This window comes from Salinarchaeum laminariae (assembly GCF_023204835.1).
Taxonomy (GTDB): domain Archaea; phylum Halobacteriota; class Halobacteria; order Halobacteriales; family Salinarchaeaceae; genus Salinarchaeum; species Salinarchaeum laminariae.
This window is the reverse complement of sequence record NZ_CP096270.1, coordinates 3,114,614-3,139,540: the sequence shown is the minus strand read 5'-3', so window position 1 is coordinate 3,139,540 and position 24,927 is coordinate 3,114,614. Positions and strand designations below refer to the sequence as shown.

24 protein-coding genes are annotated in these 24,927 nt (G+C 67.0%); 8 read left to right on the top strand and 16 right to left on the bottom strand.

The window, feature by feature from the left end:
- The first annotated feature begins 76 nt into the window (after positions 1–76).
- Complete coding sequence (gene aroC / locus MXF70_RS15015; RefSeq protein ID WP_248516517.1) at positions 77–1,300, top strand: chorismate synthase; 1,224 nt, start codon at positions 77–79, stop codon at positions 1,298–1,300.
- A 44-nt stretch (positions 1,301–1,344) separates the two neighbouring features.
- On the opposite strand, the gene hpt is transcribed toward aroC, so the two are convergent.
- The 4 genes from hpt to MXF70_RS14995 all read right to left on the bottom strand — a co-directional run bounded on the left by hpt (position 1,345) and on the right by MXF70_RS14995 (position 3,426).
- On the bottom strand, positions 1,345–1,911 hold the full coding sequence (gene hpt / locus MXF70_RS15010) for a hypoxanthine/guanine phosphoribosyltransferase (protein ID WP_248516516.1): 567 nt from the start codon (positions 1,909–1,911) through the stop codon (positions 1,345–1,347).
- A gap of 62 nt (positions 1,912–1,973) precedes the next feature.
- Complete coding sequence (locus tag MXF70_RS15005; RefSeq protein ID WP_248516515.1) at positions 1,974–2,387, bottom strand: type IV pilin domain-containing protein; 414 nt, start codon at positions 2,385–2,387, stop codon at positions 1,974–1,976.
- Positions 2,388–2,482: 95 nt separating this feature from the next.
- On the bottom strand, positions 2,483–2,935 hold the full coding sequence (locus MXF70_RS15000; protein WP_248516514.1) for a type IV pilin domain-containing protein: 453 nt from the start codon (positions 2,933–2,935) through the stop codon (positions 2,483–2,485).
- A gap of 53 nt (positions 2,936–2,988) precedes the next feature.
- Entirely contained in the window at positions 2,989–3,426 is a 438-nt protein-coding gene (locus MXF70_RS14995) for a type IV pilin domain-containing protein (protein WP_248516513.1), read from the bottom strand.
- A gap of 156 nt (positions 3,427–3,582) precedes the next feature.
- Between MXF70_RS14995 and MXF70_RS14990 the strand changes: the two genes are divergently transcribed.
- The 3 genes from MXF70_RS14990 to MXF70_RS14980 all read left to right on the top strand — a co-directional run bounded on the left by MXF70_RS14990 (position 3,583) and on the right by MXF70_RS14980 (position 5,442).
- Positions 3,583–4,035: a DUF7109 family protein gene (locus tag MXF70_RS14990; RefSeq protein ID WP_248516512.1), complete on the top strand. Its 453-nt coding sequence runs from the start codon at positions 3,583–3,585 to the stop codon at positions 4,033–4,035.
- Between the two features lie 110 nt (positions 4,036–4,145).
- Entirely contained in the window at positions 4,146–4,730 is a 585-nt protein-coding gene (locus MXF70_RS14985; RefSeq protein WP_248516511.1) for an NUDIX hydrolase, read from the top strand.
- Between the two features lie 67 nt (positions 4,731–4,797).
- Positions 4,798–5,442 (top strand): protein sorting system archaetidylserine decarboxylase, encoded by a 645-nt coding sequence (locus tag MXF70_RS14980; RefSeq protein WP_248516510.1) that lies wholly within the window; start codon positions 4,798–4,800, stop codon positions 5,440–5,442.
- A gap of 222 nt (positions 5,443–5,664) precedes the next feature.
- Here MXF70_RS14980 and MXF70_RS14975 read toward each other — a convergent pair whose 3' ends face one another.
- The 3 genes from MXF70_RS14975 to folP form a co-directional block, all read right to left on the bottom strand.
- A complete protein-coding gene (locus MXF70_RS14975) occupies positions 5,665–6,723 on the bottom strand; it encodes a S66 family peptidase (protein WP_248516509.1) in 1,059 nt (352 codons plus the stop codon).
- A 70-nt stretch (positions 6,724–6,793) separates the two neighbouring features.
- Positions 6,794–7,480 (bottom strand): 6-hydroxymethylpterin diphosphokinase MptE-like protein, encoded by a 687-nt coding sequence (locus MXF70_RS14970; protein ID WP_248516508.1) that lies wholly within the window; start codon positions 7,478–7,480, stop codon positions 6,794–6,796.
- 157 nt (positions 7,481–7,637) lie between these two features.
- Positions 7,638–8,843 carry a dihydropteroate synthase gene (folP, locus tag MXF70_RS14965; RefSeq protein ID WP_248516507.1) on the bottom strand — a complete coding sequence of 402 codons (1,206 nt, stop codon included), beginning with the start codon at positions 8,841–8,843 and terminating at the stop codon, positions 7,638–7,640.
- Between the two features lie 161 nt (positions 8,844–9,004).
- On the opposite strand from folP, the gene MXF70_RS14960 reads away from it, so the two are divergent.
- Both MXF70_RS14960 and MXF70_RS14955 read left to right on the top strand, forming a co-directional pair.
- Positions 9,005–9,526, top strand: coding sequence for a DUF8114 family protein (locus tag MXF70_RS14960; protein ID WP_248516506.1), 522 nt, complete (start codon positions 9,005–9,007; stop codon positions 9,524–9,526).
- A gap of 2 nt (positions 9,527–9,528) precedes the next feature.
- Positions 9,529–10,311, top strand: coding sequence for an RNA methyltransferase (locus MXF70_RS14955; RefSeq protein WP_248516505.1), 783 nt, complete (start codon positions 9,529–9,531; stop codon positions 10,309–10,311).
- A gap of 397 nt (positions 10,312–10,708) precedes the next feature.
- On the opposite strand, the gene gatE is transcribed toward MXF70_RS14955, so the two are convergent.
- Both gatE and MXF70_RS14945 read right to left on the bottom strand, forming a co-directional pair.
- Positions 10,709–12,610, bottom strand: coding sequence for a Glu-tRNA(Gln) amidotransferase subunit GatE (gene gatE, locus MXF70_RS14950; RefSeq protein ID WP_248516504.1), 1,902 nt, complete (start codon positions 12,608–12,610; stop codon positions 10,709–10,711).
- A gap of 104 nt (positions 12,611–12,714) precedes the next feature.
- Positions 12,715–12,957 (bottom strand): HVO_2901 family zinc finger protein, encoded by a 243-nt coding sequence (locus MXF70_RS14945; protein ID WP_248516503.1) that lies wholly within the window; start codon positions 12,955–12,957, stop codon positions 12,715–12,717.
- A 326-nt stretch (positions 12,958–13,283) separates the two neighbouring features.
- Here MXF70_RS14945 and carB point away from each other — a divergent pair, with 326 nt between their 5' ends.
- On the top strand, positions 13,284–16,550 hold the full coding sequence (gene carB / locus MXF70_RS14940; RefSeq protein WP_248516502.1) for a carbamoyl-phosphate synthase large subunit: 3,267 nt from the start codon (positions 13,284–13,286) through the stop codon (positions 16,548–16,550).
- A 332-nt stretch (positions 16,551–16,882) separates the two neighbouring features.
- Here the strand turns inward: carB and MXF70_RS14935 are convergent, their stop codons facing one another.
- The 3 genes from MXF70_RS14935 to MXF70_RS14925 form a co-directional block, all read right to left on the bottom strand.
- Positions 16,883–17,734 (bottom strand): eIF2B alpha/beta/delta subunit family protein, encoded by an 852-nt coding sequence (locus MXF70_RS14935; protein WP_248516501.1) that lies wholly within the window; start codon positions 17,732–17,734, stop codon positions 16,883–16,885.
- Positions 17,735–17,826: 92 nt separating this feature from the next.
- Positions 17,827–18,702, bottom strand: a complete 876-nt coding sequence (locus MXF70_RS14930; protein ID WP_248516500.1) for an alpha/beta fold hydrolase — start codon at positions 18,700–18,702, stop codon at positions 17,827–17,829.
- 34 nt (positions 18,703–18,736) lie between these two features.
- The gene (locus MXF70_RS14925) at positions 18,737–19,207 is read right to left on the bottom strand and encodes a DUF5804 family protein (RefSeq protein ID WP_248516499.1); all 471 of its coding nucleotides are present in this window, start codon (positions 19,205–19,207) and stop codon (positions 18,737–18,739) included.
- A gap of 114 nt (positions 19,208–19,321) precedes the next feature.
- Here MXF70_RS14925 and MXF70_RS14920 point away from each other — a divergent pair, with 114 nt between their 5' ends.
- Positions 19,322–19,900 carry an NUDIX hydrolase gene (locus tag MXF70_RS14920; protein WP_248516498.1) on the top strand — a complete coding sequence of 193 codons (579 nt, stop codon included), beginning with the start codon at positions 19,322–19,324 and terminating at the stop codon, positions 19,898–19,900.
- A gap of 198 nt (positions 19,901–20,098) precedes the next feature.
- On the opposite strand, the gene yciH is transcribed toward MXF70_RS14920, so the two are convergent.
- The 4 genes from yciH to MXF70_RS14900 form a co-directional block, all read right to left on the bottom strand.
- On the bottom strand, positions 20,099–20,392 hold the full coding sequence (yciH, locus tag MXF70_RS14915) for a stress response translation initiation inhibitor YciH (protein WP_248516497.1): 294 nt from the start codon (positions 20,390–20,392) through the stop codon (positions 20,099–20,101).
- A 110-nt stretch (positions 20,393–20,502) separates the two neighbouring features.
- Complete coding sequence (locus MXF70_RS14910; protein WP_248516496.1) at positions 20,503–22,878, bottom strand: transglutaminase TgpA family protein; 2,376 nt, start codon at positions 22,876–22,878, stop codon at positions 20,503–20,505.
- Positions 22,875–23,915 (bottom strand): DUF58 domain-containing protein, encoded by a 1,041-nt coding sequence (locus MXF70_RS14905; RefSeq protein WP_248516495.1) that lies wholly within the window; start codon positions 23,913–23,915, stop codon positions 22,875–22,877. The genes MXF70_RS14910 and MXF70_RS14905 overlap by 4 nt, the downstream gene beginning before the upstream one ends.
- A 5-nt stretch (positions 23,916–23,920) precedes the next feature.
- A complete protein-coding gene (locus MXF70_RS14900) occupies positions 23,921–24,901 on the bottom strand; it encodes an AAA family ATPase (protein ID WP_248516494.1) in 981 nt (326 codons plus the stop codon).
- Positions 24,902–24,927 lie beyond the last annotated feature (26 nt).

Below are 24,927 nucleotides of genomic sequence, written 5' to 3'. Positions count from 1 at the left end.
CGGTCACGTGTGCCGTGACGCGCCGCCGTCCGGTCGAATACAAAGGATAAATGCCCCCGCCCCCGATCGAACCGACATGAACGGGAACTCGTTCGGTCGCCTGTTTCAGGTGACCACCTACGGCGAGAGCCACGGCGAGGCGATGGGCTGCACCGTCTCGGGCTGTCCCGCTGGCGTCGAGATCGACGAAGAGCGAATCCAGCGCGAACTCGACCGGCGCAAGCCTGGCCAGTCGATGATCACGACCAGCCGCGGCGAGCCCGACGAGGTCACGATCAACTCCGGGACGCTGGAGGGGTACACCACGGGGACGCCGATCGGGCTGGTTATCCAGAACAAGGACGCGCGCTCGGGCAAGTACGAGCCGTTCGTCACGGCGCCCCGGCCCTCCCACGGCGACTACACGTACTCGGCCAAGTTCGGTACGAGGAACTGGGGCGGTGGCGGGCGCTCCTCCGCCCGGGAGACCGTCAACTGGGTCGCCGCCGGCGCGATCGCGAAGGCGGTGCTCGACCAGTCCGACTACGACGTGACTGTGAAGGCCCACGTCAACCAGATCGATGGAATAGAGGCCCCGCCGGTCACCTGGGAGGAGATACTCGAACATACGGAGGAAAACGAAGTCCGCTGTGCGGATCCCGAGACCGCCGAGGAGATGCGCGACCACCTCGAGGAGGTCCAACAGCACGGCGACTCCGTCGGTGGCTCCGTCTACTTCGAGTGCCGCGGCGTCCCGCGCGGGCTCGGTTCCCCGCGCTTCGACAGCTTCGCTGCCCGACTCGGGCAGATGGTGTTCTCGATCCCCGCGACGACGTCCTTCGAGTACGGCCTCGGGAAGGCGGCCCGCTCGGTGAAGGGCCACGATCGCAACGAGGGCTGGGAGGCCTACGATCCGGACGGCGACGCATCGGGCGTCTCCGGCGACGGCGTGCGCGGCGACGAGGTCGTCGCCGGGGAGGGCGATCCGGTTCCCGTTGGCAACGATCACGGCGGGCTCCAGGGTGGCATCACCACCGGCGAGCCGATCTATGGCGAGATTTCCTGGCACGCGCCCGTCTCGATTCCCAAAGAGCAGACGACCGTCGACTGGGAGACTGGCGAGGAGAAGACGATCCAGGTCACCGGCCGGCACGACCCATCGCTGCCGCCCCGCGCCGTCCCCGTCGTCGAGGCACTGTTCTACTGCACGATCCTCGACTTCATGCTGCTTGGCGGTCGGATCAATCCGGACCGTCTCGACGGCGACGCGGGCGAGTACGATACGGAGTACCATCCGAGCAGCCCGCAGAACGAGGAGTGACGGTCCGATTCCGGGATCCCACTGATTCCCGGATCGGCGATCTGCTATCCGTCGCCGTTCTCGTCGACGATCACGACCTCGCCGTCGACGACGTCCACGTTCACGAGCGTCTTCACGTCCTGGTCGTCGTCCAGCTCTGTCACGCCGCCGACCTTCTTGATGACGGCGACGGTGTCGACGACCTCCGCGCCGATCTCCTCCAGCGCGCCGAGCACCGCCGAGAGCGTGCCACCCGTCGAGAGCACGTCGTCGATGACGACCACGCGCTCGTCGGCGTGGACGTCGTTGACGAACATCTGGCTCTCGCCGTACCCTGTCTCCTGGTGGAGCGGGGTCTCGCCCTCGAGCCCGTACTCTCGTTTGCGGATGACGACGAGCGGGACGTCGGTCGCCAGCGAGAGGGCCGTGGAGATGTGGATACCCATCGCCGCGGGCGTAACGATCTTGTCGACGTCCGCCAGCTCGGCCTTCCGGACGATCTTGACGGTGATCTCCCGGAGGAGCGCGGGATCGAGCGTGGGGACGCCGTCGCTCACCGGGTGGACGAAGTAGTGGTAGCCGTCCTTCTCGACGATCGGTGCGTCGCGCAACGACGCCTGCAGCCTGTCCATACGCTGCGTTCCCCGGGTGGGTGCAAAAGCGCCACGGCGTCGGACCGTACTCGGCGGCCGCGCTAGCCTGCTGGTGCGCCCTGCCCTCCCCAACGAGCCAGCTCCGAGTACCGAATGCCGCTCCACCAGACGACGCGGACGACGTCACCCCGGCTCACGTCCGCAATCGCGACCGAATCGCCGGAGGTGACGGTCTCGTAGGCGGAGAAGTTGGTTGCGGTTCGGTTGTCGACCACGACGTAGAGGAACTCGCCGTCGATCTCGTCACCAGCGCGGTGTTGTACGGTAAGCGTCTCCGTCCGGTCGTCGTAGTCGAATGCGAAGCTCGCCTGCGGCGTCGGGCTGCCGCGATACTGGTCGGCCAGCACGCCGGCGTACGTTGCGACCACGAGCGCTCCGGCGACCACGATACAGACGACGAGCACGACTCTCGCCACCGGAACGCCGCTGGGAAACCGTTCGGGATCGTCGAACACGAGGGCTCTCTGGTCCGTTGGGCGAGGCGCGGAAAAAGCGTTCGTGCCGAGCCCGGTGGTCGTGCCCCGCTCCGAAGCGATTCGCGGGCTGGCACCTATCCGAGCCGCTCGTCGGCGAGGATGCTCGAGGAGTCACCGTTACTCCAGTAGAGGCGGACCATCTTGCCGTCCATATCGTTCCCCTTGATGACGAGCCTATCGCTCGCCGTCACTGGGTCTCCCCAGTTGTCGTCATTGACCGAGTAGCCGTTCTTCTCATTGCCGTCGGCGTAGGCAGTCTTGCCACCAATCGTCACTTCGAGGGTCGATGCGTCGACCTTCTCCCCACTGGCGTGGAGGATGGTGACAGTGCTGTTCGACGCCGATGCGTTCACGTTCTCGCTGAACTCCCAGCTTGCCGATGGACTGGAGTCCGTGAGCTCGCTCCCGATGCCCAGCACGAACGTCCCGATGACCGCGGCGAGGATGATCGTTACCGCGACCATCAACACGACGCCAAGGACCGACGAGATGGCGTCGTCGTCGCGGGACAGGGCGCGTAGCTCCATCTCGGCCCGAGATAGCGGAGCCCCACATATATCTGTCGTGGCCGACCAGATGGTCAGCTCGTCTCGTAGCTGCCGAGGATCTCGGAGCCACCGCCACTCGAGGACTCCCAGATGACGCGAACTTCAGAGTCAGGGCTGACTGACGATCCGGCTGAGCAGCTGCCGATCGAACCACCGTGGACAGTGATCGAATCTGCGGGATCGAGCCCCCCGGACCAGGAGCCGCCGTTCTTGGTACAGGCCCTATTTCCATTGAGCTGAATTTTAATCTCATCCGCCGAAACGCCCGCCGGCTCCACCATCGTGATCGTGACGTTGCCGTCTTCCTGGTGGAACTGAATCTCGGTCTCGGGGGCTGGCTCACCGGGGCCGAATCCGAGCACGAACACGGCGATCGAGCCGGTGAGAAGAACCGCGATTCCGACGAGCAACACGACGCCGACGACTGGGGAAACGGCGTCGTCGCCAGGTCGGAACCGATTACGGCGCATCGTCGGTGACAATGAGACGGTGGTACTAATGTTTCGTGGTGCGAGCCACGGAAGCAGTGGGGTCGCGTTCACGTCTAGTGCGCAGGTACGGCGGGCACCCCGGTCACTCTCCGGTCCGAGCGCTGGATTCATCCCGCGTGACTGTGACGAACGGGTATGTTCGGGCCGGACGAACTCGCGGGGATGGTCGATACGTTCGGCGCGCTCGAGCGTGAGGAGCTGGAGCGCGCGTGCTCGGAGACGGCGTTCCGCCGGGGAGAGGAGCTCTCTGCTGGCGCCGTCGATTCAGCGATCGACGACGCGATCGACGCCTACGCCCTGATCGACCACGACGGGCGGCTCGTCCCCGGCCCGTCTGCCTTCCCGACGCTTCCAGACGGTGCCGAAGACCTCCCCCACATCCTCGACGTCGGCCGGCGCAACGTCGATCGCGACGCCGTCGCAGCGACCGTCGCCGAACGTTTCGAGGCGGAGGTCGACGCGGCGATCGAGGCCGGCGATCGGTCTGCCTGCGAGTCGCTCCTCGATCGCAGCTACGAGGTCGAGTCCTGGGGGCCAGTCGATCTCGCTGACGAGCGCGAGCGCCTCGACGACGAACTCGACACGTGATTCGTGTGGGCGCGGTGTGATCGGCACTCTTGTTCGATACCCTCCCTGGCTGTGACTCGCGGCCGGTGCCGAACGCCAAACGCTAAACCCTGGCTCGCATACGGCTCTCCATGCGGCTGGACCTGTCCGCGGTGATCGGACGCGACCCCCGCCTCGTGGGGGATCAGCCGCGGGACGCAGCCGTTCTCGCGCCGGTGATCGAGCGCGACGACGGCCACTTTTTGCTGTTCATCAAGCGATCAGAAGATCTCGGCGAGCATCCCGGGCAGATGAGCTTCCCGGGTGGCGGTGCAGAGCCAGCGGACGCGGATCTCCAGGCGACCGCGCTTCGGGAGGCCGACGAGGAGATCGGGCTGGAGGCCGAGGAAGCGCGCGTCATCGGTCGGCTCGACGACATTCGGACCGTCACCGAGTACGCCGTGACGCCCTTCGTCGGAACGATCGTGGATCGGGAGTACACGCCCGACGGCGTCGAGGCCTCCGAGATCGCCGTCCTTTCGGTCGCCGCGCTGACCGACCCCGAGAACTACGAGTACGAGCGACGCGATCACCCGACGTACGGCGAGGTCGTCGTCCACTACTTCCACGTCGACGGCTACACCGTGTGGGGTGCAACCGGTCGGATTCTCGTCGACCTGCTCGAACGGACCAGCGAGTGGCGAGCGCCGGTGCGGTCCGAGCGCGATATCGCGTAGGCTGATCGCGGTTTCAGTAGCGTCCGACCCGCAACCGGTTTGGGGCGGCTTCGCGTACACTCCTCCGATGAAGATCGCGCCTGGGGGACTCCGATACGGCGCCGTGCTCGTCGCCATGAGCGCACCGGCACTCCTGATCGGCCCCGTCCCGGCCGCCATCCTTCTGCTTCTCGGACTCGGTGCCCTCTGGTTTCACCGCGATCCCGAGCGAACGACGCCCGAATCCGGCGTGATCGCACCGGCCGACGGAACAGTATCGGTCATTCGCGAGGAGTCGGACGGACCACGTGGCGACGGTGATGTGAATGAGCCACGCCTGCTCGTTGGCACGTTCATGAACGTCCACGACGTGCACGTGAACCGGTCGCCACTTCCGGGTACCGTCACGGACGTCGACCACCAGCCGGGCGCGCACAAGCCCGCCTTCTCCAAGGAGTCCGACCGTAACGAGCGCGTGGTAGTCGATCTGAACACCGACGCTGGGCCTCTCACCGTGACGCTGATCGCCGGTGCATTCGCACGCCGGATCCACCCTTACGTGGAACCGGCGGACGATCTCGACCGAGGTGAGCGGATCGGACACATCTCTTTCGGCAGCCGCGTCGACGTCCTGTTTCCGCCAGGCGTGGAGCGTGCCGATCTCGCCGTCGAGAAGGGCGATAGCGTGACTGCTGGCGAGACGGTGCTCGTCAGGGACGATTCGCTGGAGTAGCAAGTTACGTTCCGGCGGTATTTTCGATGGCCGACTCGTCTGCCGGAGAGTTCGGCCGCCATGCTCGACCACCGCACTCACCTGGTGGCTGAACCGATCTGCCAGCCAGCCACAGCTTTACGTCGGAAACCGCGGCGACCTTCCCCATCGCGTAACACCGTTCCCGAATCGGTTGAGGCGGGTGCGCGGGCCGCCGTTCGGGATCGTCGCATGGTCCGCCTGCTAGCTCTCCGGAAAGGCGACCGATCCCGACTCGGGATCGAGCACCGCACGACCACCGATCGGTACGGGCACTTCCGGTGCCGTGTGGCCAACGTCGAGGTCGAAGACGATCGGAACGTCTGGGTTGTACTCCGTGACGACCGTTTCGATCGTTTCGCGCTGTCGCTCGCGGTAGGCACGTCGCTCCTCTCGCTCACGCGACACGCTGGGGGATCTCGCCTTCGCTCGTCCGACGATGACTCCGTCGACGGCATCGAGGATACCTCGCTCTCCCATCGCCAGGAGCGCCATTCGGACGTCCTCGGCCGCCGGCAGTTCCTCCGACGTCTCGAGCAGGAGGATGGATCCGTCGAGATCGACGAGATCCGGCACGAACCGATCAGCCCCAAGAAACGGTTCGAGCACCTCGAGGCAGCCGCCCCAGACCCGCCCCTCAGCGCGGGTGTCAGTCCCGGCCCACTGCCAGCCGAGGGCGTCTTCGAACGCTCGGCGCTGCGAGAGGGTGTCCGGATCGTTCCAGTCGAGATCCTCGTCGGTGAACGCATCTGCTGGCTGGATCTCACCGATGGCGTCGTCGAAAAACGCTCTCTCGAGGTGGGTGACGGTGTACTCACACATCGACCCCTGCATGGCGAGCGTCGTCATGACGGTCCCGCCGTAGAACGACACGATCCCCTGGTTCCAGAGATAGAGCGAGAGATTGGTGTTTTCGCTGATGCCAAAGAAGCGAGTCGGGTTCGATCTGAGCACTGTTGGATCGAGATGATCCAGAATGCGTAGCTGGTCGGAGCCTCCGATCGTCGTCACGACGCCGCGGATCTTCGGATCGCGAAATGCGTCCATGACGTCCGCCGCGCGCTCTTCGGGGTGTGACGCGAGATACTCGCTGTCCTTCGTCGCGGTCGGATACTCGACGGGTTCGAGGTCGAAGACTGTCCGCAGCCGTTCGAGTCCCAGCTCGTAGACGTGGGGGTACCGGGACGCGTGGCCTGCCGCAGGCGCGACGATCGCGACGCGGTCGCCCCGTTCAAGCGCAGGTGGTACCGTCCATTCGCGCATAGCGGCACTGCTCGGTCGCGACAGATAGTGATTCTGGGGCCGTGTCAACTGGTGGCACTGCCTGGTGATCTCACGGGTCGGGGAACCCGGATAGATCGAGCAGTTCGCGGCGACCGTCGAGAACGTCGAAGCGCTCTGAACGGCGTCGTTCGAGCCAGTGAAGCAGCCGAGCCGCCCACGCGAGCTTCCGGGCTTTCGGGCCGGAGGCCCTCCCGAAATCCCACCCCAGGAATGTGAGTCGCTCGGCCCCGATCGCGTCGGCGAGGAAGGCTGCGCGGTCGCCGTCCGTGAACCCGCCGTGGTTGTGGAGCGGGCCGACGGGTGCGGCCTGCGTGGTTCCGAGGAGCGTCGGTCGCGGGAACTGAGGAACGTACGCCTCCAGCAGCTCCCGATTGTCCCCGTGGGCGTGGACGGCGACGTGGACGCCCTGCTCTGCGAGGGCGAGGGTGCCCTCCGGGTCGCCGTCGAGGTCGGTGACGATCAGGTCTGGTACGATACCCTCGCTTGCGAGACGAACGCCAGCGTCGGACGCAGCGACGACCGCGTCGGCGTCGCTGGCGACCGGTCGGTCGGCGTCGAGCGACGGTGCTGCACCGGCGATCGCGACCGTGCTGTCTGGAGCGATCCCGATCGCCTCGAGTTCGACGGCGTCGACGTGGTCGGCGAGCCAGTCGCCAGCCCTCTCATCCGCAGTTCGATCGAAGCCAAAATCCGCGAGGATCGCCTTGTAGAATGGCTCCCACTCCTGGAACTCCATCGCTAGCTCACCACGGGTGCAGGCTCGGAAGGCTGTCGAGCGTCGCCACTCCGAGGTGTGGCTCTCGCAGGAAACCGCTGTCGCGGGCCGGAATGGCGATCGTGTACCCCTACCCGAGCGCCCTCCCGGCGTGCATCCGAGCGTTGCATGGCATCCATCATAAGTTTTCTCTTAGGGTAGGGAGGGACTGTATCGCCGATGAAAGACGTTCAAACTCGCCGCTTGCATCGAGTTCTCCCGATAAAGTAACCATTACTTGTCGTGTTCCGATGACGAGCGTCCGACGATCGCCGGTCACGACGGCACCTACCGCCTCCGCGTGCTCGCGGAGCCGTTCTCGGCTCGTGGGATCGAGCCCGTCGATCGCCAGCAGGTCCGAAACGGCGGCGCTAGCGAGGTCCGCGTCCCCGCCGGCCGCCTCGACGTGGCGAGTTGCTTCGCGGCGCGTCCGGACGTCGACGTACTCGACGGTGAGGTCGTCCTCGACGACTCGGCCAGCAGCCGGCTCGTCGAACTCGTCTGCGATCAGCGCAGCGTCGCGCGTCTCGGCGACGTCGTGGGTGCGGATCACGTCGGCTCCCCGCTCGATCGCCATCGCAGTCGCCGCGAGGCTCACTGGCAGCGCCTCCTCGGTCGAACGGCCGGCAATCGCCCGGAGGAAGTTCTTCCGGTTGATCGAGACGAGGATCGGCTGGCCCAGCGCTCGAAACTCTCGAAGGCGCCGGAACGTCTCCCGGTCGTGTCGCAGGGTTTTCCGCTCGCTCCAGCCGCCGAAGGCCGGATCCACGATCGTCTTGTCGGTGAGCCCGTTCTGTGTGAGCGCCTCGTAGACGCGGTCGACGTAGTCGGAGGACTCGAACCAGTCGGTGGATTTCCGCTCGGACCAGTCGGTGTCGTCGATCGCGCCGGGCCGTTCGATATCCGGCGGGCTCGCCATCTTCGCGACCGCGACGTCGTACTCCTCTGCGATCTCCGGCATCGCCGGATCGGCGAACCCGCAGATGTCGTTGATCACGTCGAAGCCACGCTCGATCGCCGCCTCGGCGACGTCGGCGTAGCGCGTCTCGATCGAGAAGATCGCGTCGCCGCTGGTCGAGTGCATCGCCTCGACGGCAGTGTCGAGCCGGTCGAGTTCCTCCTCGGCGGTGAGGACGTCGTACCGTTTGTTCGCGCTCTCGAGCCCGACGTCGACGACGTCGGCGCCCTCTCCGATTAGTTCCTCGTCGACGTACTGGGCTGCCTCGCCGGGATCGTCGAAGACGCTGGGGTCGTAGGGCGATTCCTCGCTGACGTTCAACACGCCCATGATTCGGGGCGGATAGTCCCCGCCGATTCCCAGCCCCGCGGCGTCGACGCTTCGCATACCCGAGCGTGGGCGGCCGGGCTTTAATGGAGCCCGATTCCGGCACCATCTCCAGTGGTACATCTCCAGATTGGCTACCACCGGTGGTGACGACGAAAGGCACCGACTTGCTGCCACTCGCCTTCGCAGACGCTATACGCCCGCGGCAGCTATCTGCAGCCATGGCAAAGGTGAGTGTGGGACTCCGGGGCTGGCGCTTCGACGAGGACGCCGTCTTCGACGAGGACGGCGAGTTTCTTTCACTCGATGAGATGGACGACGACGTGCGCGAGCGCGTCGTTCGCCTCGCCGAGCTGGTGGCGTCCCCCTGCGACGCCTGCTGGCTGGTCGAGGGTGACGACAACATCGCGGAGTGCAACGTCGCCGAGGCGGTCTACGGCGAACTTGCCGCGGAAGTCATCGTCTGTCCCGAGCACGAGCGCGACCTCGTGTACTGGTATCGCGAGGCCGGCGGCAAGGAGTACCGGGGCACCGAGGCGTTCCAGGACGAGTTCTACGAGTGGTTCGAGGACGGGAACCGTGCACCCGAGGCCTTCGACGGCATCGAGCACGTCGACACCGATCCCCTCGACGTGCCGAACCCCTCCGTCCCGAGTCCCGAAGAGCGCGCCGAGCAGTGGGAGGTCTCCGAACGCACCGACGTCCGCGACGTCGACCTCGGTCAGGACTACCCCACGAAGTAGTCATGGCCGAGGACGCGCCCAGCGAACCCTCCGACGGCGTCGCCAGGGACTCGCCCGCCGTCGCCGTCGTCGATCCGCAGACGCCGGGGAACGTCGGCACCATCGCGCGGGCGATGAAGAACTTCGGCTTCGAGGAGCTCCTCCTGATCGACGCACCGGAGCTCGATTCCGCCGGTGAGGCCTACGGCTTCGCCGGCCAGGCCCGAGACGACATCTTGCCCGACCACGAGCGCCCCAGTTTCGACGATCTCGTCGAGTCCTACTACACGGTCGGCTTCACCGCGACCACGAACGAGAACGCGACGAGCCACGTCCGCTACCCGTTCGCGACGCCCGTCGAGCTGTCCGACGAACTCGCCGACGTCGACGCTCCGGTCTGCTTCGTCTTCGGGCGGGAGGACAACGGGCTAACGAACGAGGAACTCGCCCGCATCGACCGGATCTGCTCGATCCCCGCCAGCGCGGAGTATCCCGTGCTCAATCTCGGGCAGGCCGCGACCATCTCGCTGTACGAGCTCCGGGAGCTGGCGATGGACGACACGCAGCTTCCCGATCCCGATCACGATCGCGCGCGCGAGCCCGAGATCGAACTCCTCTACGATCATTTCGAGGCCTTTCTGGAATCCAACGGCCATCCCGAGGAGAAGCGCCCGAAGGCTGCCCGGATGTTCCGGCGGCTGATCAGCCGTGCACATCCGACGAATCGGGAAGCCAGTACGCTGACCGGCATTTTCCGCCGCGGCGCGCAGTTCGCCGATCCGCCCGAGGAAGCGACGGAAGAATAGCGCCTGATCTCCGGCCGCCAATGCTCCCGGAGCCCCCGACTGAAGTCGCGCCCGTCCTTGCTCCGACAGTTCGCGTACCCTCGGTTGGGCCCTCCGGCGCGTGCGGTGCGATGGCCGCGAACCTCCTCGCGGGTGAGCGGCCACTCGCCGACTCCGCGCGAGGGCCGAGCACCGGAACGAGCGAAGCGACGTGAGGAGCGCAGAAGGCTGGGGAGGAGTGAGGCTGTTTGGGTGGTCATCGAAAGGGGCCGATGGCTCGACGGTGCGAGGCGACGTCAGCACTGGACTGAGTGAGTTCCACGAGCGAAGGAAGCGCGCAGCGAGCCGCAGCCCTCGAGCGATCGGGGGCTTTCGGAGGCAGTCTCAAAGCGGCTACATCGACCGCGAATAGATTTTTCTAGGCCCGTTTCTGGATCTCTTCGCGCAGCACCTCGCTCACGGTGTCGCCGTCTGCCTTCCCTCGAAGCGCGCCCATGCATTCGCCCATCAGACCGGAGAAGGCGCCCATCCCCTCCTCCGCGACCTGATCGCCGTTGCGTTCGACGACCTCGACGACGGCCTCGCGGACCTCCTCCTCGGCGACGCCGCCGAGGTCCTCCTGCTCGACTGCTTCCTCGGCCGACAGTGCGGGATTCTCAGCGAGCGCGGTCAGGAGATCCTCCAGTCCCTCGTTGGGCACCTCGCCGGAATCCACCAGCACGATCGAATCTCGGAGATGGTCCTCGGTCAGATTCGCGACGGGCACGTCGTCCCGTCGGAGCCCGGTCAGCTGGGATGCGAGCGTGTCCGCGGCGAGCGTCGGATCGACGCCGTCCTCGTCGACGAGCCGTTCGAACAGGGGCATGTGCTCGCCGTAGGCGACCTGCTCGGCGAGCCCGGCGCCGAGGCCGTAGGACTCGACGTAGCGGGCTTCCTTCTCGGTCAACAGCTCGGGGACCTCGACCTCACTGGGGTCGGGCTCGACCGGCGGCACGTCCGTCTCGGGGTACATCCGGGCGGCACCGGGGAGGGGCCGGAGGTACTGAGAGGTGCAGTCCTGCTGTGCGTCGCGGGTCTCCTCCGGAACCGCCTCGATCGCGACCGCTGCGCGATCGGCCGCGGCCTCGATGGACCGCTCGGCGACCTCCGGGTCGGCAGCGACGATGGCGACTGCGTCGCCAGCGTCCGCACCGACCGCATCGCGCAGCGCGTCGACCTCCTCGGCCGTGACGCCGTAGGCCGGCAGTTCGTCGGTGTGGAAGATGCCGCCGGCGCCGTGGCGCTTGGCGTGGTCGGAGAGCTCGGTTCCGAGGCGACGGTCGGGCTGGAGCTCCGCACCGACGAGGCCGTCGAATCCAGCGAGCCGGACGCCGTGTACTTCGCCGCCGTCGGAGAGAGCGCCTGCAATGACGCCGCTCTCCGTTCCCTCGAAGACCTCCGTCACGTTCTGGGGATCGCCGACGCTCGCGTTGCGGTCCTGAAGTTCCGCTTTGATCTCGACGAGGCGCTTCTGGCGGCGCACCTCGTTGCGCACGATGTCGTCGATGTCGTCGAGGCTCTGGACGCCTTTGAGTTCGACGCGCGCGCCATCGGCGATCGAGATGTTGACGTCCTGGCGAATGGTTCCCAGTCCGCGCTTGACCGCCCCGGTCGAGCGAAGCAGCATGCCGATGCGCTCGGCGGCGTCGCGGGCCTGCTCGGGCGAGCGGATGTCGGGCTGGGTGCCGATCTCGACGAGCGGGATGCCGAGCCGATCCAGTCCGAAGCGCACGCCGTCCTCGGTCTCCTCGATGCGCTGGGCACTCTCCTCTTCGAGCATGAGGTCCTCGATACCGACGGGGCCTTCGTCGGTCGAGATCTCTCCGCCGTCGGCGACCTTCGACGTCCGCTGGAACCCGGTCGTGTTCGAGCCGTCGACGACGATCTTCCGCATGACGTGGAGCTGGTCGACGACGGTCATGTCCAGCAGCGCGGCGATCTCCATCGTCACGTCGAGCGCTTCGGCGTCGAGCTCCTGGGGTGGCTCGTCGTCCTCCTCGACGAGACAGGTCGAGTCGAATGCGAGATACTCGAACTCGCGATCGACGACGCTCTCCTCGAGCGCGGCCTCGTCGATCTCGCCCAGTTCGCTCTTGGTGGGGTGGAGATACCGGGTGAAGCGCCGGCTCGATGTCTCTGGTTCGCGCAGTTCGGTCGGACACGAACAGAAGAGCTTCGTCGCGGTGTCGAGTTGCTGGTGGATCTCGAGCCCGGCGACGAGCCCCAGATCGTCGTAGTCCAGTGGGCCCGCGTCGGCCAGCGAGTCCTCGGGAGACGTCATTGCCAACACGTCCGCTCGGGAGGGGTAAAAAACCGTTCAGTTCGCCAGCCCGGTGAACGCATCGCGATCTGTCTCAACTGCGTTCTCCGCTCACCGAGCGTTCGCTATCGGGTCGCGCTCCGCTCGATCCGCGTCCGGTCGACGTCGACGATCGCCTCGCCACGCCCTTCGCCGTCGCAGTCGGCCTCGGGACACTCATAATGCCAGCCGTCCGTCGTGGCTTCGGCTTCCGCGAACCGTGCGCCACATGTTCGGCAGCGGAGATCGCCGTCTCGACAGACGTCGCGGTGAAGCTCGAGGGCGAGCTCCGTGGAGAACGTCTGATTGCAGTTCCGGCAGGTGTGCATGCGTAGTTCTCTCCGCCGGAACACCTTAAGATCGTACGATCGTTCGCGACGGGACGGGGCGCCGCCGGCATCGATTCCAGAAGCACAACGGATAGGGGCATTGGGCTCGCCTGACTCGGTAGGACTGCGTTTCCAGCGCCGAGCACTCGTCGATCCATCACGACCGAGGGTGCGCTGCTGGAATCAGTTGTCGAGCGGCACGCGCCCGTTCTCGCCGTGCTGAACACCGTGGGAACCTCTCACAGATTCGAATTTCGAAATTCACCTTCGTTTTTCGCACCGTATCGCCGGCCTTATTACGATGTGCGAACTCCGATCGGACAGCAATGAGCGACGCGCAGACAGGCGGTGACGCGGACGGGGAGGACCGCACGATCCTGCTGATCGGCTCGGGACCGATCCAGATCGGCCAGGCCGCGGAGTTCGACTACTCCGGCGCACAGGCCTGCCGGGCGCTCCAGGAAGAGGGCGCGGAGGTCGTGCTCGTCAACTCCAACCCGGCGACGATCATGACCGACCCGGAGATGGCCGACGAGGTGTACATCGAGCCGATCACGCCCGAGGCCATCGCGGAGATCATTCGGAAGGAAGAGCCCGACGGCGTCATCGCCGGCCTCGGCGGCCAGACCGGCCTGAACGTCACGGCGGAGCTCGCAGAGCTCGGCGTGCTCGAGGAGCACGACGTCGAGATCATGGGCACGCCGCTGGACACCATCTACGCGACGGAGGACCGCGACCTCTTCCGCCAGCGGATGCACGAGCTGAACGAGCCGGTTCCGCAGTCGACCTCCGTCTCGCTGCAGGACGGCGAGCAGACGGCCGCCGACGTCAGCGAGGAGGAGCTTCAGGCGCGCGTCGACGAGGCACTGGAAGAAGTCGACGGGCTGCCCGTCATCGCGCGGACGACCTACACGCTGGGTGGCTCCGGCTCCGGCGTCGTCGACGACATCGAAGAGCTCTATGAGCGCGTGCGCAAGGGCCTGCGCCTCTCCCGCGACGACACCGTTCTCATCACCGAGTCCATCGAGGGCTGGATCGAGCTGGAGTACGAGGTCATGCGCGACGCCGACGACTCCACGGTCATCATCTGCAACATGGAGAACCTCGACCCGATGGGGATCCACACGGGCGAATCCACGGTCGTCACCCCCAGCCAGGTCATCCCGGATCAGGGTCACCAGGAGATGCGCAACGTCGCGCTGAAAGTCATCCGCGACCTCGAGATCCACGGCGGCTGTAACATCCAGTTCGCGTGGCGCGACGACGGCACGCCCGGCGGCGAGTACCGCGTCGTCGAGGTCAATCCGCGCGTCTCTCGCTCCTCCGCACTCGCGTCGAAAGCGACGGGCTACCCGATCGCCCGCGTGACCGCCAAGGTCGCACTCGGCAAGCGCCTCCACGAGATCGAGAACGAGATCACCGGCGAGACCACGGCGGCCTTCGAGCCCGCGATCGACTACATCGTCACCAAGGTCCCGCGGTGGCCCAAGGACAAGTTCGAGGACGTCGAGTTCGAGCTGACCACGGCGATGAAATCGACCGGCGAGGCGATGGCGATCGGCCGAACCTTCGAGGAGAGTCTCCTGAAGGCGCTCCGCTCTTCGGAGTACGAGCCCGACGTCGTCTGGGACGCCGTCGACGACGAGGAGCTCGAGGCCGAGTATCTCATCAAACCCACGCCGGATCGCCCCTACGCGATCTTCGAGGCGTTCGACCGCGGCTACACCGTCGACGAGCTCCGCGAGCTCACCGACATCCGCGAGTGGTATCTCGAGCGCTTCGGCCGCATCGCCGAGGCTGCCCGCAACGCCCAGGACGGCGAGTTCGGCGAGGCCGCGGAGCTCGGGTTCACCGACGCTCAGATCGCCGCTGGCGTCGACGCCACGCAGGCCTCCGAGCTCGAACGCGCCGACGGCGGCACCGTCGCCGACGTCGAGACGCAGACCCCCGATCGCTCCTTCAAGCAGGTCGACACGTGCGCGGGCGAGTTCGCTGCTTCGACGCCGTACTACTACTCCGCGCGCGAGCCCGCCGCGGCCAACACCGCCACCGGGTTCGACGAGGTCCAGGTCGATCGCGATCTGGAGAGCGTCGTGGTCGTCGGCGGCGGTCCGATCCGCATCGGCCAGGGCGTCGAGTTCGACTACTGTTCGGTCCACGCCGTGCAGGCCCTGCGCGAGCAGGGTATCGACGCCCACGTCGTGAACAACAACCCCGAGACGGTCTCGACGGACTACGACACCTCCGACGGCCTGTTCTTCGAGCCGATCTCCGCGGAGGAGGTCGCCGACGTCGTCGAGGCGACCGGCGCCGACGGCGTGATGGTCCAGTTCGGTGGCCAGACCTCCGTCGCCGTCGGCGAGCCTCTCGAGGACGAGCTCGAACGCCGCGATCTCGACTGTGAGATCATGGGCACCACCGTCGAGGCGATGGACCTCGCGGAGGACCGCGATCGGTTCAACGCACTGATGGACGACCTCGGGATCGCACAGCCCGAGGGCGGCGCCGCCCACAGCAAGGAGGAGGCCCTCGAACTCGCACACGACATCGGCTACCCCGTCCTCGTGCGCCCGAGCTACGTGCTCGGCGGCCGCGCGATGGACGTGGTTTACGACGACGACTCTCTCGAGAAGTACATCGAGGAGGCCGCTCGCGTCAGCCCCGACCGCCCGATCCTCGTGGACGACTTCCTCGAGGGAGCAGTCGAGCTCGACGTCGACGCCGTGGCCGACGGCGACGACGTCCTCATCGGCGGCATCATGGAGCACGTCGAGTCCGCTGGGGTCCACTCCGGCGACTCCGCGTGTATGATCCCGCCGCGCTCGCTCGGTCGCGACGTCAACCGCCGCGTGCGCGAGGTCACCGAAGAGATCGCCCGCGAGCTCGACACCGTCGGGCTACTGAACGTCCAGCTTGCCGTCCGCGACGAGGAGGTTTACGTGCTGGAGGCGAACCCGCGCTCCTCGCGTACGGTGCCCTTCGTCTCGAAGGCGACGGGCGTCCCGATCGCGAAGCTCGCGGCGAAGGTCATGGCCGGCACGAGCCTCGCCGACCTCGACGTCGACGAGCAGGTCCCCGGCCAGACCTCGATCAAGGAGGTCGTCCTGCCGTTCGACCGCCTGCCGGGCTCGGACCCCCGCCTCGGCCCGGAGATGAAGTCCACCGGCGAGGTCATGGGCACCGCCGACACCTTCGGCAAGGCCTACCAGAAGGCCCAGATGGCGGTCGGCAAGCCGATCCCGATCGAGGGCACCGCCGTCGTCGACCTCTCCGAGAGCGAGTTCCCCGCTCCCGACTCCGCGGCCGGTGAGCAGCTCCGCGCCGGGTTCGAGGAACACTTCGACCTGCTCGAGTTCGAGGACGACGAGGCGTTCGTCGAGGCGATCCAGGCCGAGGAAGTCGATCTCGTCATCAGCCGTCGCCGCAAGCCCCTCGAGGCAGCTGTCGAGGAGGATATCACCTACTTCTCGACGCTCCCAAGCGCGAAGGCCGCGCTCGAAGCCATCGAGGCCAACGACGAGCCCCTCGACGTCATGTCCGTGCAGGACCGCCCGCGCATGCAGGAGTACTGGGGACAGCCGAAGGCAGAGTAGCTGCTAGGAATCGTTTTCTCGGCGAGTACCGGTTTTATTGCTTGCAGATATATTGAGAACATGACAGCTACGTCAAACCGCTTGGAAGCCCCCTCCCGCTCGCGGCCCCTGAGCTCGTTGCGCGCTTCCTTCGCTCACTCCGTTCGCTCAGTCCAGTGCTTACTTCGTCAGCGACCGCGAGCGGTTGGCCCCTTCCGATCCCACCCGCTGTGATTTGACGGGAGGTAGCGCGGTGGACTGTCGAAAGGGCTGCTTTCGTGGTCGATTCCCTGGAGCTACGCTTGGCGGATGGCAGCAGCGTCGCTACGCCGGTGGAGAAACGGCTCCTGCACTCAGGGTTCGCGGACGCCGCGCTCGGTGGCGAGCTGGTCGATCAGGTCGAGCGGCGTCGCGTCGTAAGCGGGGTTCTCGATTTCGAAGCCGTCCGCGGGCTCTCTGAGCACCTCGACGGGATTCCGGAAGTCGTTCTCGAAGACGAACCCGCCGTCGACGATCTTCGCGCTCGACCCGGTGACCGTGAACGGAACGTCAGATTGGGCGGCCGTCGCGGCCAGCGGATAGGTGCCGACGCGGTTGTAGAGCGTCTCGCCGACGACGCAGGTCATGCCGGTCAGCACGCGATCGACCGATTCGAGGACGTGCCCCGTGGCGGCGTCGACGACCATCGTCGGCTCGACGCCGTCGACCTCGGCCAGGTGCCGTGCCGTTCGGCGGCCGAGGAATCGCGGGCGCGCTTCGGTGACGTAGACGTCCAGCTGAGCACCGTCTGCGGCTGCGCGCTCGATCGCACCCAGTACCGTCGAGGAGTAGTCGTGGGTGAGGATCGCGTCGCCGTCGGTGAGCAGCCCGGCGGCGGCCGCCGCTGCTTCGTCTTTTGCATCCTCGATCACGGATACCGTCGCCTCGATGGCCTCGACGAGTCCGTCCTGAGCGGCGTCGACGTCGTCGAAGGCGCCCTCGACCACCGCGGACTCGATCTCGTCGAGCGCGGTCGCCAGCGACGCGTGGGAGGGGTTCGCCCGCCGGAGCGCGCCGGCGTTGCGTTCGACGTCGCGTTCGAACTCCTCGACCGTCGCGTACTCGCGCTCGCGGAGTTCCACGAGCGCCCGTGCGGCTTTGATGGCGACCTCCGAGGAGCTGTGAGTCCGCATCGCCTCGATCTCGGCGGCCGTCTCGTCGATCATGTCCGTGACTGCGCGGCAAACCGGCAAAGGCCTTGCGGGAATAGCGATCGACCGCGCCGACGCAGCCCGCTACAGTCGGCTCGCCGATCCGCTCACGGGTCGTCCGCGAGAAATGCCTGCAGTACGTCCAGGAACGCCTCCGGCCGCTCCCGTGGTGGCCAGTGGCCACAATCTTCGATCACGGCCAGCTCTCCCTCGGGCATCTCGGCGACGGCAGCCTCTGCCCACGAGTGCGGGATCAGCGGATCGCTCTCGCCGTTGATCACGAGCGTTGGCACTGCGAGCGCTCCCAGCTGGCCCTCGTAGTGCGTCTCGACGCCGTCCGGTCGGAACTCGGCACGCTGGAACTCGACGAAGGCCCGGCCGGCGTCGGGATCGTCGAGCCGATCGGAGACCGCCGAGAGGAAGGCTGGATCGAGCTCCTCTGGATTCTCGACGAAGGGCCCGATCGCCGCACGGGCGCCACCCGGCGTCGCGCCTGCGATCTGTTGCCCGATCGTGCGCGCGAACGGCGTGTTCGCGAGGACGTAGGAGGCGCTCCCACCGGGGACCGCGTCGCGAAGTCCGTAGCTGTCGACGAGCACGAGTTTCCGGACGCGCTCCGGCGATGCCATCGCGACGCCCAGCGCCGCACCACCGCCCATCGAGAGCCCGACGATCGTCGCCGGCGTCAGCTCGAGCGCGTCGAGAAAGGACTGGAGGACCTCGGTGTAGTACGCGCCGTCGGGCTCGGCCTCTGGCCGTGGGCTCTCGCCGTAGCCCGGCCAGTCCGGCGCGTAGACGCAGTAGTCCTCGGCGAGCGCGGGAATCACGTGGTGCCAGGAGAGCGCGGCGTCGTCGATGCCGCTGCCGTGAAGCAAAACGAGCGGAGGGTCCTCCCGATCGCCGGCCCGGAGGTAGTGGAGTCGCCGGTCGCCGGCGTCGACGAACAGCGAGTCCGCGCCTGGAACGGTGTCGTGTGCGATCATCTCTGAATCAGTTGCCGGAGACGCTGCTCGGAGCTCACGCGTCGAACTCCGCCTCCGATACGCGGACGACGACCGTCTCGTCGACGTCCCGGAGGTCGTACTCGGGCAGTCCGTCGTCGCTTCGCCGGGCGTAGAGCGGTTCGACGAGCGTTCCGGAATCCGAGGGGGCGTCCCGTTCGAGTCCGTAGATGGTGCAGTACTCGGCGGTTTCCTCGGGGGCGACGCCGTCGGACCGTACCGCCTCCGCGAGCGACCGGGAGAGCCACTCCGTCTCGCTGACGGACGGATCGAGGACGAACGCCTCCTCCGCGAAGCGCACCACGTACCAGTTGAGGTCGTTGAGCAGGGAGACCGCGGCGCCGAGACTCACGGTTTCGAGCCCGACGGCGTTGGTGAAGGGCTGGTCGAGATCGTAGGTCGCGAGCGCCTCCCTCGAGGTCTCTCTGGAGAGCAACTCGAAGCGGAGGTCGTGCTCTTCGGTCCCCAGGAGACAGACGCGTGTCACTACTTCGTCTGCGGGCGCTACCGCCTTGGCGATTTCGCCTCCGTGACTGCCGACGATTCTGCCGGCACCGAAGGTACCCGAAAGACACAGGACGGAACGCGCGATGACTCTCCCATGAGCGAGCACTCGACGGCCGAGCACTGGACGCTCCTCGACTCCGTCACCGAGTACGAGACCGGCTGGTACGACGGTGGCTACGATCGGTACGAACAGCCCGACGGCTCGACGAAACGCTACTACTGGGCGGCACTGGCTCCGGCCGTGGTCGTGGTTGGGATCACCGAGGACGACCGGGTCGTCTTCGTCGAACAGTTCCGGCCGACTGTCCGAGAATCCCAGTTCGAACTCGTCGCGGGCATCGTCGACGAGCACGACGGCGAGCCAGCCGATCCCGTCGACCCCGCGGCGTACGAGGCCGCCGCGAAGCGCGAGCTCGCCGAAGAGACCGGCTACGTCGCCGAGACGGCCGAACTCCTCCAGTCCTACGCGGTCGCGACTGGGGTCCTGAGACACCGCCGCGGCATCGTCGTCGCGACGGGCCTGACTGCTGGCGAGCCCGATCGCGACGACAACGAGTTCCTCTCCGTCGATCCCGTGCCAGCAGACGACGCACTCGCAGTTGCACGCGAGCCTCCGACCAACGACGCGACGATCGAGGGGCTCCTACTCGCCGCGGCTGATGGCTACCTGTAGCTAGGCGGAACGAATCGGGGTCGTTCGGCGGAACGGATCCCGTAGCTCGGCGGACTGATCCCCGCCGTTAGAGGAAGCGTCTACTCAGCAGGGAGCGACCGCACGGAGAGCAAATGAACGTTGAGTTTAGAACAGGACCAGCCACTCGCCATCTGCACGGCTCGACGTGGGTGCTTCGCTCGAACGGTCACCGAAGAATCAGGCGACGTTGAAGCCCTTGTCCCGGAGGAAGTCCTCGATTCGTCCGGTGTGGTTCCCCTGGAGCTCGATGTGGCCGTCCTCGACCGTGCCCCCACAGGCGAACTTGCTCTTGAGGTCCGAGGACAGACTGTCGAGGTCCACGTCGCTCGGGTCGAATCCGTCGATGATCGTTACCTCTTTCCCGTATCGGCGCTCGTCGATGCGGATCTGGATCTCCTGGGAGTCTTTGGCAACGTCCTCGCAGACGCAGAGCTCCTCGGGCAACCCGCACGTCGAGCAGACTTCCGACATTACGATTTCCAACTTGGGAAGCGTGGTATTAAACCCTGTCGCCGAGGCCCTCGCGTCTTCCTGTTACGGACGCTTCGTTGCCGAAACGAAGCCGGGCGGTCGGCAATCGGTCAGGTCAGTCGCCGGAGGACTGGCAGATCGTCCCGAACGACGTCGTCGACGATCTCGATCAGCTCGTCGACGCGCTGCCGATCGACCTCGCCGCCGTAACGGACGCGTTCGTGAAGCTCGAAGGCTCGCACGACCGCGGGATCGACCGATGCTGGCAGGCGATCGCGATACTCGCGGTGGGTTTCGCCGTGGCCCTTCGGATCGTACTGCCGGCCGAGGTGCGTCTCGAGCCGTTCGATGGCCCGTTCGGCGTCGGCTTCCGGTCCGGTTCGACGCTGCCAGAGCACGCTCCCCGCTCGCCACAGCCGTCGGCGGGCGCCGATCTGTCGCCCCCACGCGACGGTGCCGGTGACGACGAGCAGTCCGAGCACCGCGGCCTCGTAGCCGCCGAAGGAGCCGTCGGTGGGCCGCACGCCGATCGAGTTGTTCGATCCGGAGGCGTTGCCGTCGGACTCCTCCGACGTCGTTACGTTCCCGAGCTCTGGCTGGACGTAGGCGTCAGTCCCGTTGGCGGTGGTGCCGCTGTAGAATCGCGGCCGGCCACGCTGGAGGCCGTCGTCCTGGTTGGCGTTCGACTGGCCGGAGCCGTCCGGAGTCGTCGTATCGCCGCCGTTCGATGATCCGGAGCCGCCCGACGATCCGTCCGTGGGCGCCTGGAACTGGACGGGCTCGCTGGCGGACGCTTCCACGTCGACGTCGGTCGCGTTGTCGTCGCGGGCGGACTCGACGGCGCTACGCCGCGCCGAGTCGACGGCGCTCCCCGGCGTCGGATCGAACTCGATCCAGCCGACGTCGGGGACGTACACTTCGACCCACGCGTGGGCGTCAGAGCCCCGGACGACCCAGGTGTCGTTCCCGGCCCACTGACCGCTGCTGTAGCCGACTGCGACGCGCGTCGGGATTCCCTGTGTCCGGAGCATCGTCGCCATCGTGCCAGCGAAGTACGTGCAGTAGCCGGCCTCCATCTCGAAGAGGAACCCGTCGGCCATCGTCCCCGTTGGCGCCTGGACGTCCTGTGAGTACTGCTTCTCGCTCTCGAGGTAGGCCTCGATCGCGCGAGCCCTGTCGTACGGCGTCGACGCTTCGGACGTGATCTGCTCCGTGATCTCGTGGACGCGGTCGGGAACGGTGTCCTCGGGCAGGCTCGTGTATCGAGACTCGATGGCCTGCGGGTAGTCGGTGCCCGCTGCTCGGAGAGTCTCAACGTCCGGATTGGGGACCTCACTCTCTGCAGTGTAGGCCGTCCCGGCGTCGATCTGTCCGATCGCGGTGATGGTCTGCGTACTGGTCCGCTGGAGCCCGCCCGTCTCGAGGCCGTCGATGTCGACGGGGTAAGACGCAGCAGGGACTGCCGTGGCCGGGGCGTACAGATCGTAGCGCTGTTCGACGGTCCGCGCCTCGCCCGGTGGTCCCGACAGCGCGTTCATGTACGGCATAGAGGTCCCTGAGCGGTACCAGGAGTTGCCGTCGTAGGTGCCAAGCGACCCCGTTCGCCAGCGCAACTTCTCGGAGGATTCGACGACGAACCGTACGTCCGTCGAGAGGTTGATCGGACCGCCGGCCGTCACGCTGTCTCCACCGATTAGCTGCTGGTCGAGTGGCGTCGCCGGCGCATCGCCGCCCTCGCCCGAGCCGTCGGGGCCGATCCCCGAGGGCTCGAGCGCGCTGGCGGAGCCGGAGGGAACGAGCGGCACTGCGACGGCGAGGACAGCCATGACGGCGATCAACAGGACGAGCGCGTTCGCTCCATCGACGGACCCGTCGCGCCGATCCAGTTCGCCGAACCCGATCGTCGCGAACGCGCCAATCGTACCCAACAGCGTCTCGGGAACCGTCGCGTCACCGGTGACGGCGAGGAACAGTACCAGCCAGCCGCCGGCGATCGTCGCGACGACGTATCGCCCGCGCAGTCCGAAGTACGTCGAGAGGAAGATCGGAACCGGGACCAGCGCCGCGATCCAGACGTCGGCTGCGTTGAGTTCGAGGACGCTGATGCCGGTGAGCATCACCATCGCGTCGGCGACCGCCTGCAGCGCGGATGTGGCGCCGACGGAGGGCGCGGCCGTCCCGTAGTATAGTCCGATTGCGATCGCGGCACCGACGGTCGCGACACCGACCATCGTTCGCTCCCGGACGCCGGCGAGAAGCACGCCTGCACCCAGACCGATCGCGACCCCGCTCGCGAGCCACACGGCACCGCCGACCACCGTCGTCAGCCAGTACAGGGTTGCGAGGTAGCCAGCCGTCATCGTCCCGAGACCGACCAGTGCGAGCGACCGGGGCGTCGCGAGACGCTCGAGCAGCCTCCGGGTCTCCGAGCCCCTGGCCGTCTCCGTCGAGGCGTCCGCGCTCCGCGGTGGGGGTGTGGAACTCACGATGCCACCTCGGTTCGCTCGTCGGTCCTCGGTGCACTCTCGGCTCCGCCAGTGATCGAACTGGGCGCTCCGCCGCTCTCGAATCGGACGGAGTGCCCGCCGGCGTGGACGAGCGCCCCGTCGCCGTCGGTCGAAATCCGGATCGTCTCGTCGGTGCCGTCGGGGGTCCCGGTGCGAAGCCGGGCGAGCGTCGCGAGAATCGCCGTCCGCTGGTCAGATCCGACGTTCGCCGGCACGGACGCGTCGGGGGTCTCGAGCCCGACCTCGACGCCCTCGTCGAGCAGTGTGATCGCGACGCTTGCTGCAGCGCGGGCGGCTGCGTCCACGCTCGACCGCGGTCCGCTGGCGTCCACAGCGATACGTACCGAATCCGTCGGAGTCGTGCCGAGAAACTCCTTGACGACGAGCTCGTCGTCGGGCTGCTTGGCGCTCGATTTCCAGTGAACGTCCCGTGGGGAGTCGCCGCGAACGTACTCGCGGAGCGAGTCGAACTCGTCCCGGCCCGGCTGTCGTTCGAGGTCGACGACGGTCTCCAGCACAGATCGGACCGCCGTCGGCGGATCGACGAGCCGCGGGTAGACGAGCACCTCGTCGACGGAGTCGATCCTGATCGACTGCGACGCGAGGCCGAAGACGTCGGTGACCGTCCCGCGAACCGGACCGAACTCGTGAGTCCCTCGGTGGTCGTACTCGACGTCGTACCGGATCGTTCGGTCGGTCTCGGTGACGTGGTGGCTTCCCCCCGCAGCTCGGAAGCCCGAGCCGAGGATATCCCGGAGTTCGTAGTGTCCTGGGCCACAGTCCTCGACCGCGAGGGTGGCCTGGTGGGTCTCGTCGGGGTGACCATCCGGGGGGACTGTCCGCTTCACCGTCGGTGTGCCCGAGCGTCGAACGACGAGGACGCTCGCTGCGAGTGCGACCAGCCCCGGTGCGACCACGGCGTTGAGTGATCGGGCACCGAACACCGCGGCGAGGAGGACGCAGACGACGGTGAGGGCGGCGACTGCCTTGCCGCGGCGCGTGAGCTGTGTGTCCATCGTCGTTACTCCGGCGTCACGCTCTGTAGTGCCCGGTCGAGCAGGTCTTCCGGGGACTCACCCTCGACCCCAGTTCGGAGGCGGTGTGTCAGGACAGGCCTGGCCTCGGTCTTCACGTCGTCGGGCACGACGAACTCGCGACCGTCGAGGACGGCCCGGGCCTGTGCGGCCTGCAGGAGCGTCACCGTCCCGCGCGGGCTGACCCCAAGTTCGGCGTTCTCTCGGGTGAACCGGGCCAGCTCCGTCGCGTAGGACCGTACCGGTTCGCGGACGGTCGCTTCCGCGACGGTGCGGCTCAGTCGCTGGAGCGTCTCGACGTCGGTGACGGGCGAGAGGTCGTCGATCGGGTGCGTTCCCAGCACGCGATCGATCATCTCCGACTCCTGCTCGGCGTCCGGGTAGCCCACGGAGAGCTTCTTCATGAAGCGATCGAGCTCGGCCATCGGCAGCTCGTAGGTCCGGTTCGGCTCGACGGCGTTCTGGGTCGCGACCACGGTGAATGGGTTCGGCAGCGACCGGGTCTCGCCGTCGACGGTCACCTGCTCTTCTTCCATCGCTTCCAGCAGCGCCGACTGCGTCTTCGGCGGCGCTCGGTTGATCTCGTCGCCGAGCACGAGGTTCGCGAAGACGGGGCCGGGCTGGAACTCGAACTCGCTGGTCTGCTGATTGTAGACGCTCACGCCGGTGACGTCGGAAGGCAGGAGGTCGGGCGTGAACTGCACCCTGCCGAAGGAGCAGTCGACCGATCGCGAGAGCGACCGGACGAGCATCGTCTTGCCGACCCCTGGCACGTCCTCGAGGAGGACGTGGCCCCCGGCCAGCAGCGCCCCGAAGACGTGTTCGATCGTCGCCCGTTGCCCGACCATCACCCGTTCGACGTTCTCGACGACGTCGGCAGCGACGTCGCCGGCCGCGTCGATCGGCAGTGGTTCGACCGTCCCCTCCAGCGAAGCGTCCTCGACTCGTGATGTGTTCGTGTCCGTCATTGTGAGTGAGTACCGGCGTTCCGTCG

Bases quoted from the DNA above. Each gene is read 5' to 3' on its own strand.
- aroC (WP_248516517.1), top strand. From the start codon at position 77: ATGAACGGGAACTCGTTCGGTCGCCTGTTTCAGGTGACCACCTACGGC.
- hpt (WP_248516516.1), bottom strand. From the start codon at position 1,911: ATGGACAGGCTGCAGGCGTCGTTGCGCGACGCACCGATCGTCGAGAAG.
- MXF70_RS15000 (WP_248516514.1), bottom strand. From the start codon at position 2,935: ATGGAGCTACGCGCCCTGTCCCGCGACGACGACGCCATCTCGTCGGTC.
- MXF70_RS14995 (WP_248516513.1), bottom strand. From the start codon at position 3,426: ATGCGCCGTAATCGGTTCCGACCTGGCGACGACGCCGTTTCCCCAGTC.
- MXF70_RS14990 (WP_248516512.1), top strand. From the start codon at position 3,583: ATGTTCGGGCCGGACGAACTCGCGGGGATGGTCGATACGTTCGGCGCG.
- MXF70_RS14985 (WP_248516511.1), top strand. From the start codon at position 4,146: ATGCGGCTGGACCTGTCCGCGGTGATCGGACGCGACCCCCGCCTCGTG.
- MXF70_RS14980 (WP_248516510.1), top strand. From the start codon at position 4,798: ATGAAGATCGCGCCTGGGGGACTCCGATACGGCGCCGTGCTCGTCGCC.
- MXF70_RS14975 (WP_248516509.1), bottom strand. From the start codon at position 6,723: ATGCGCGAATGGACGGTACCACCTGCGCTTGAACGGGGCGACCGCGTC.
- MXF70_RS14970 (WP_248516508.1), bottom strand. From the start codon at position 7,480: ATGGAGTTCCAGGAGTGGGAGCCATTCTACAAGGCGATCCTCGCGGAT.
- folP (WP_248516507.1), bottom strand. From the start codon at position 8,843: ATGCGAAGCGTCGACGCCGCGGGGCTGGGAATCGGCGGGGACTATCCG.
- MXF70_RS14960 (WP_248516506.1), top strand. From the start codon at position 9,005: ATGGCAAAGGTGAGTGTGGGACTCCGGGGCTGGCGCTTCGACGAGGAC.
- MXF70_RS14955 (WP_248516505.1), top strand. From the start codon at position 9,529: ATGGCCGAGGACGCGCCCAGCGAACCCTCCGACGGCGTCGCCAGGGAC.
- gatE (WP_248516504.1), bottom strand. From the start codon at position 12,610: ATGACGTCTCCCGAGGACTCGCTGGCCGACGCGGGCCCACTGGACTAC.
- MXF70_RS14945 (WP_248516503.1), bottom strand. From the start codon at position 12,957: ATGCACACCTGCCGGAACTGCAATCAGACGTTCTCCACGGAGCTCGCC.
- carB (WP_248516502.1), top strand. From the start codon at position 13,284: ATGAGCGACGCGCAGACAGGCGGTGACGCGGACGGGGAGGACCGCACG.
- MXF70_RS14935 (WP_248516501.1), bottom strand. From the start codon at position 17,734: ATGATCGACGAGACGGCCGCCGAGATCGAGGCGATGCGGACTCACAGC.
- MXF70_RS14930 (WP_248516500.1), bottom strand. From the start codon at position 18,702: ATGATCGCACACGACACCGTTCCAGGCGCGGACTCGCTGTTCGTCGAC.
- MXF70_RS14920 (WP_248516498.1), top strand. From the start codon at position 19,322: ATGAGCGAGCACTCGACGGCCGAGCACTGGACGCTCCTCGACTCCGTC.
- yciH (WP_248516497.1), bottom strand. From the start codon at position 20,392: ATGTCGGAAGTCTGCTCGACGTGCGGGTTGCCCGAGGAGCTCTGCGTC.
- MXF70_RS14905 (WP_248516495.1), bottom strand. From the start codon at position 23,915: ATGGACACACAGCTCACGCGCCGCGGCAAGGCAGTCGCCGCCCTCACC.
- MXF70_RS14900 (WP_248516494.1), bottom strand. From the start codon at position 24,901: ATGACGGACACGAACACATCACGAGTCGAGGACGCTTCGCTGGAGGGG.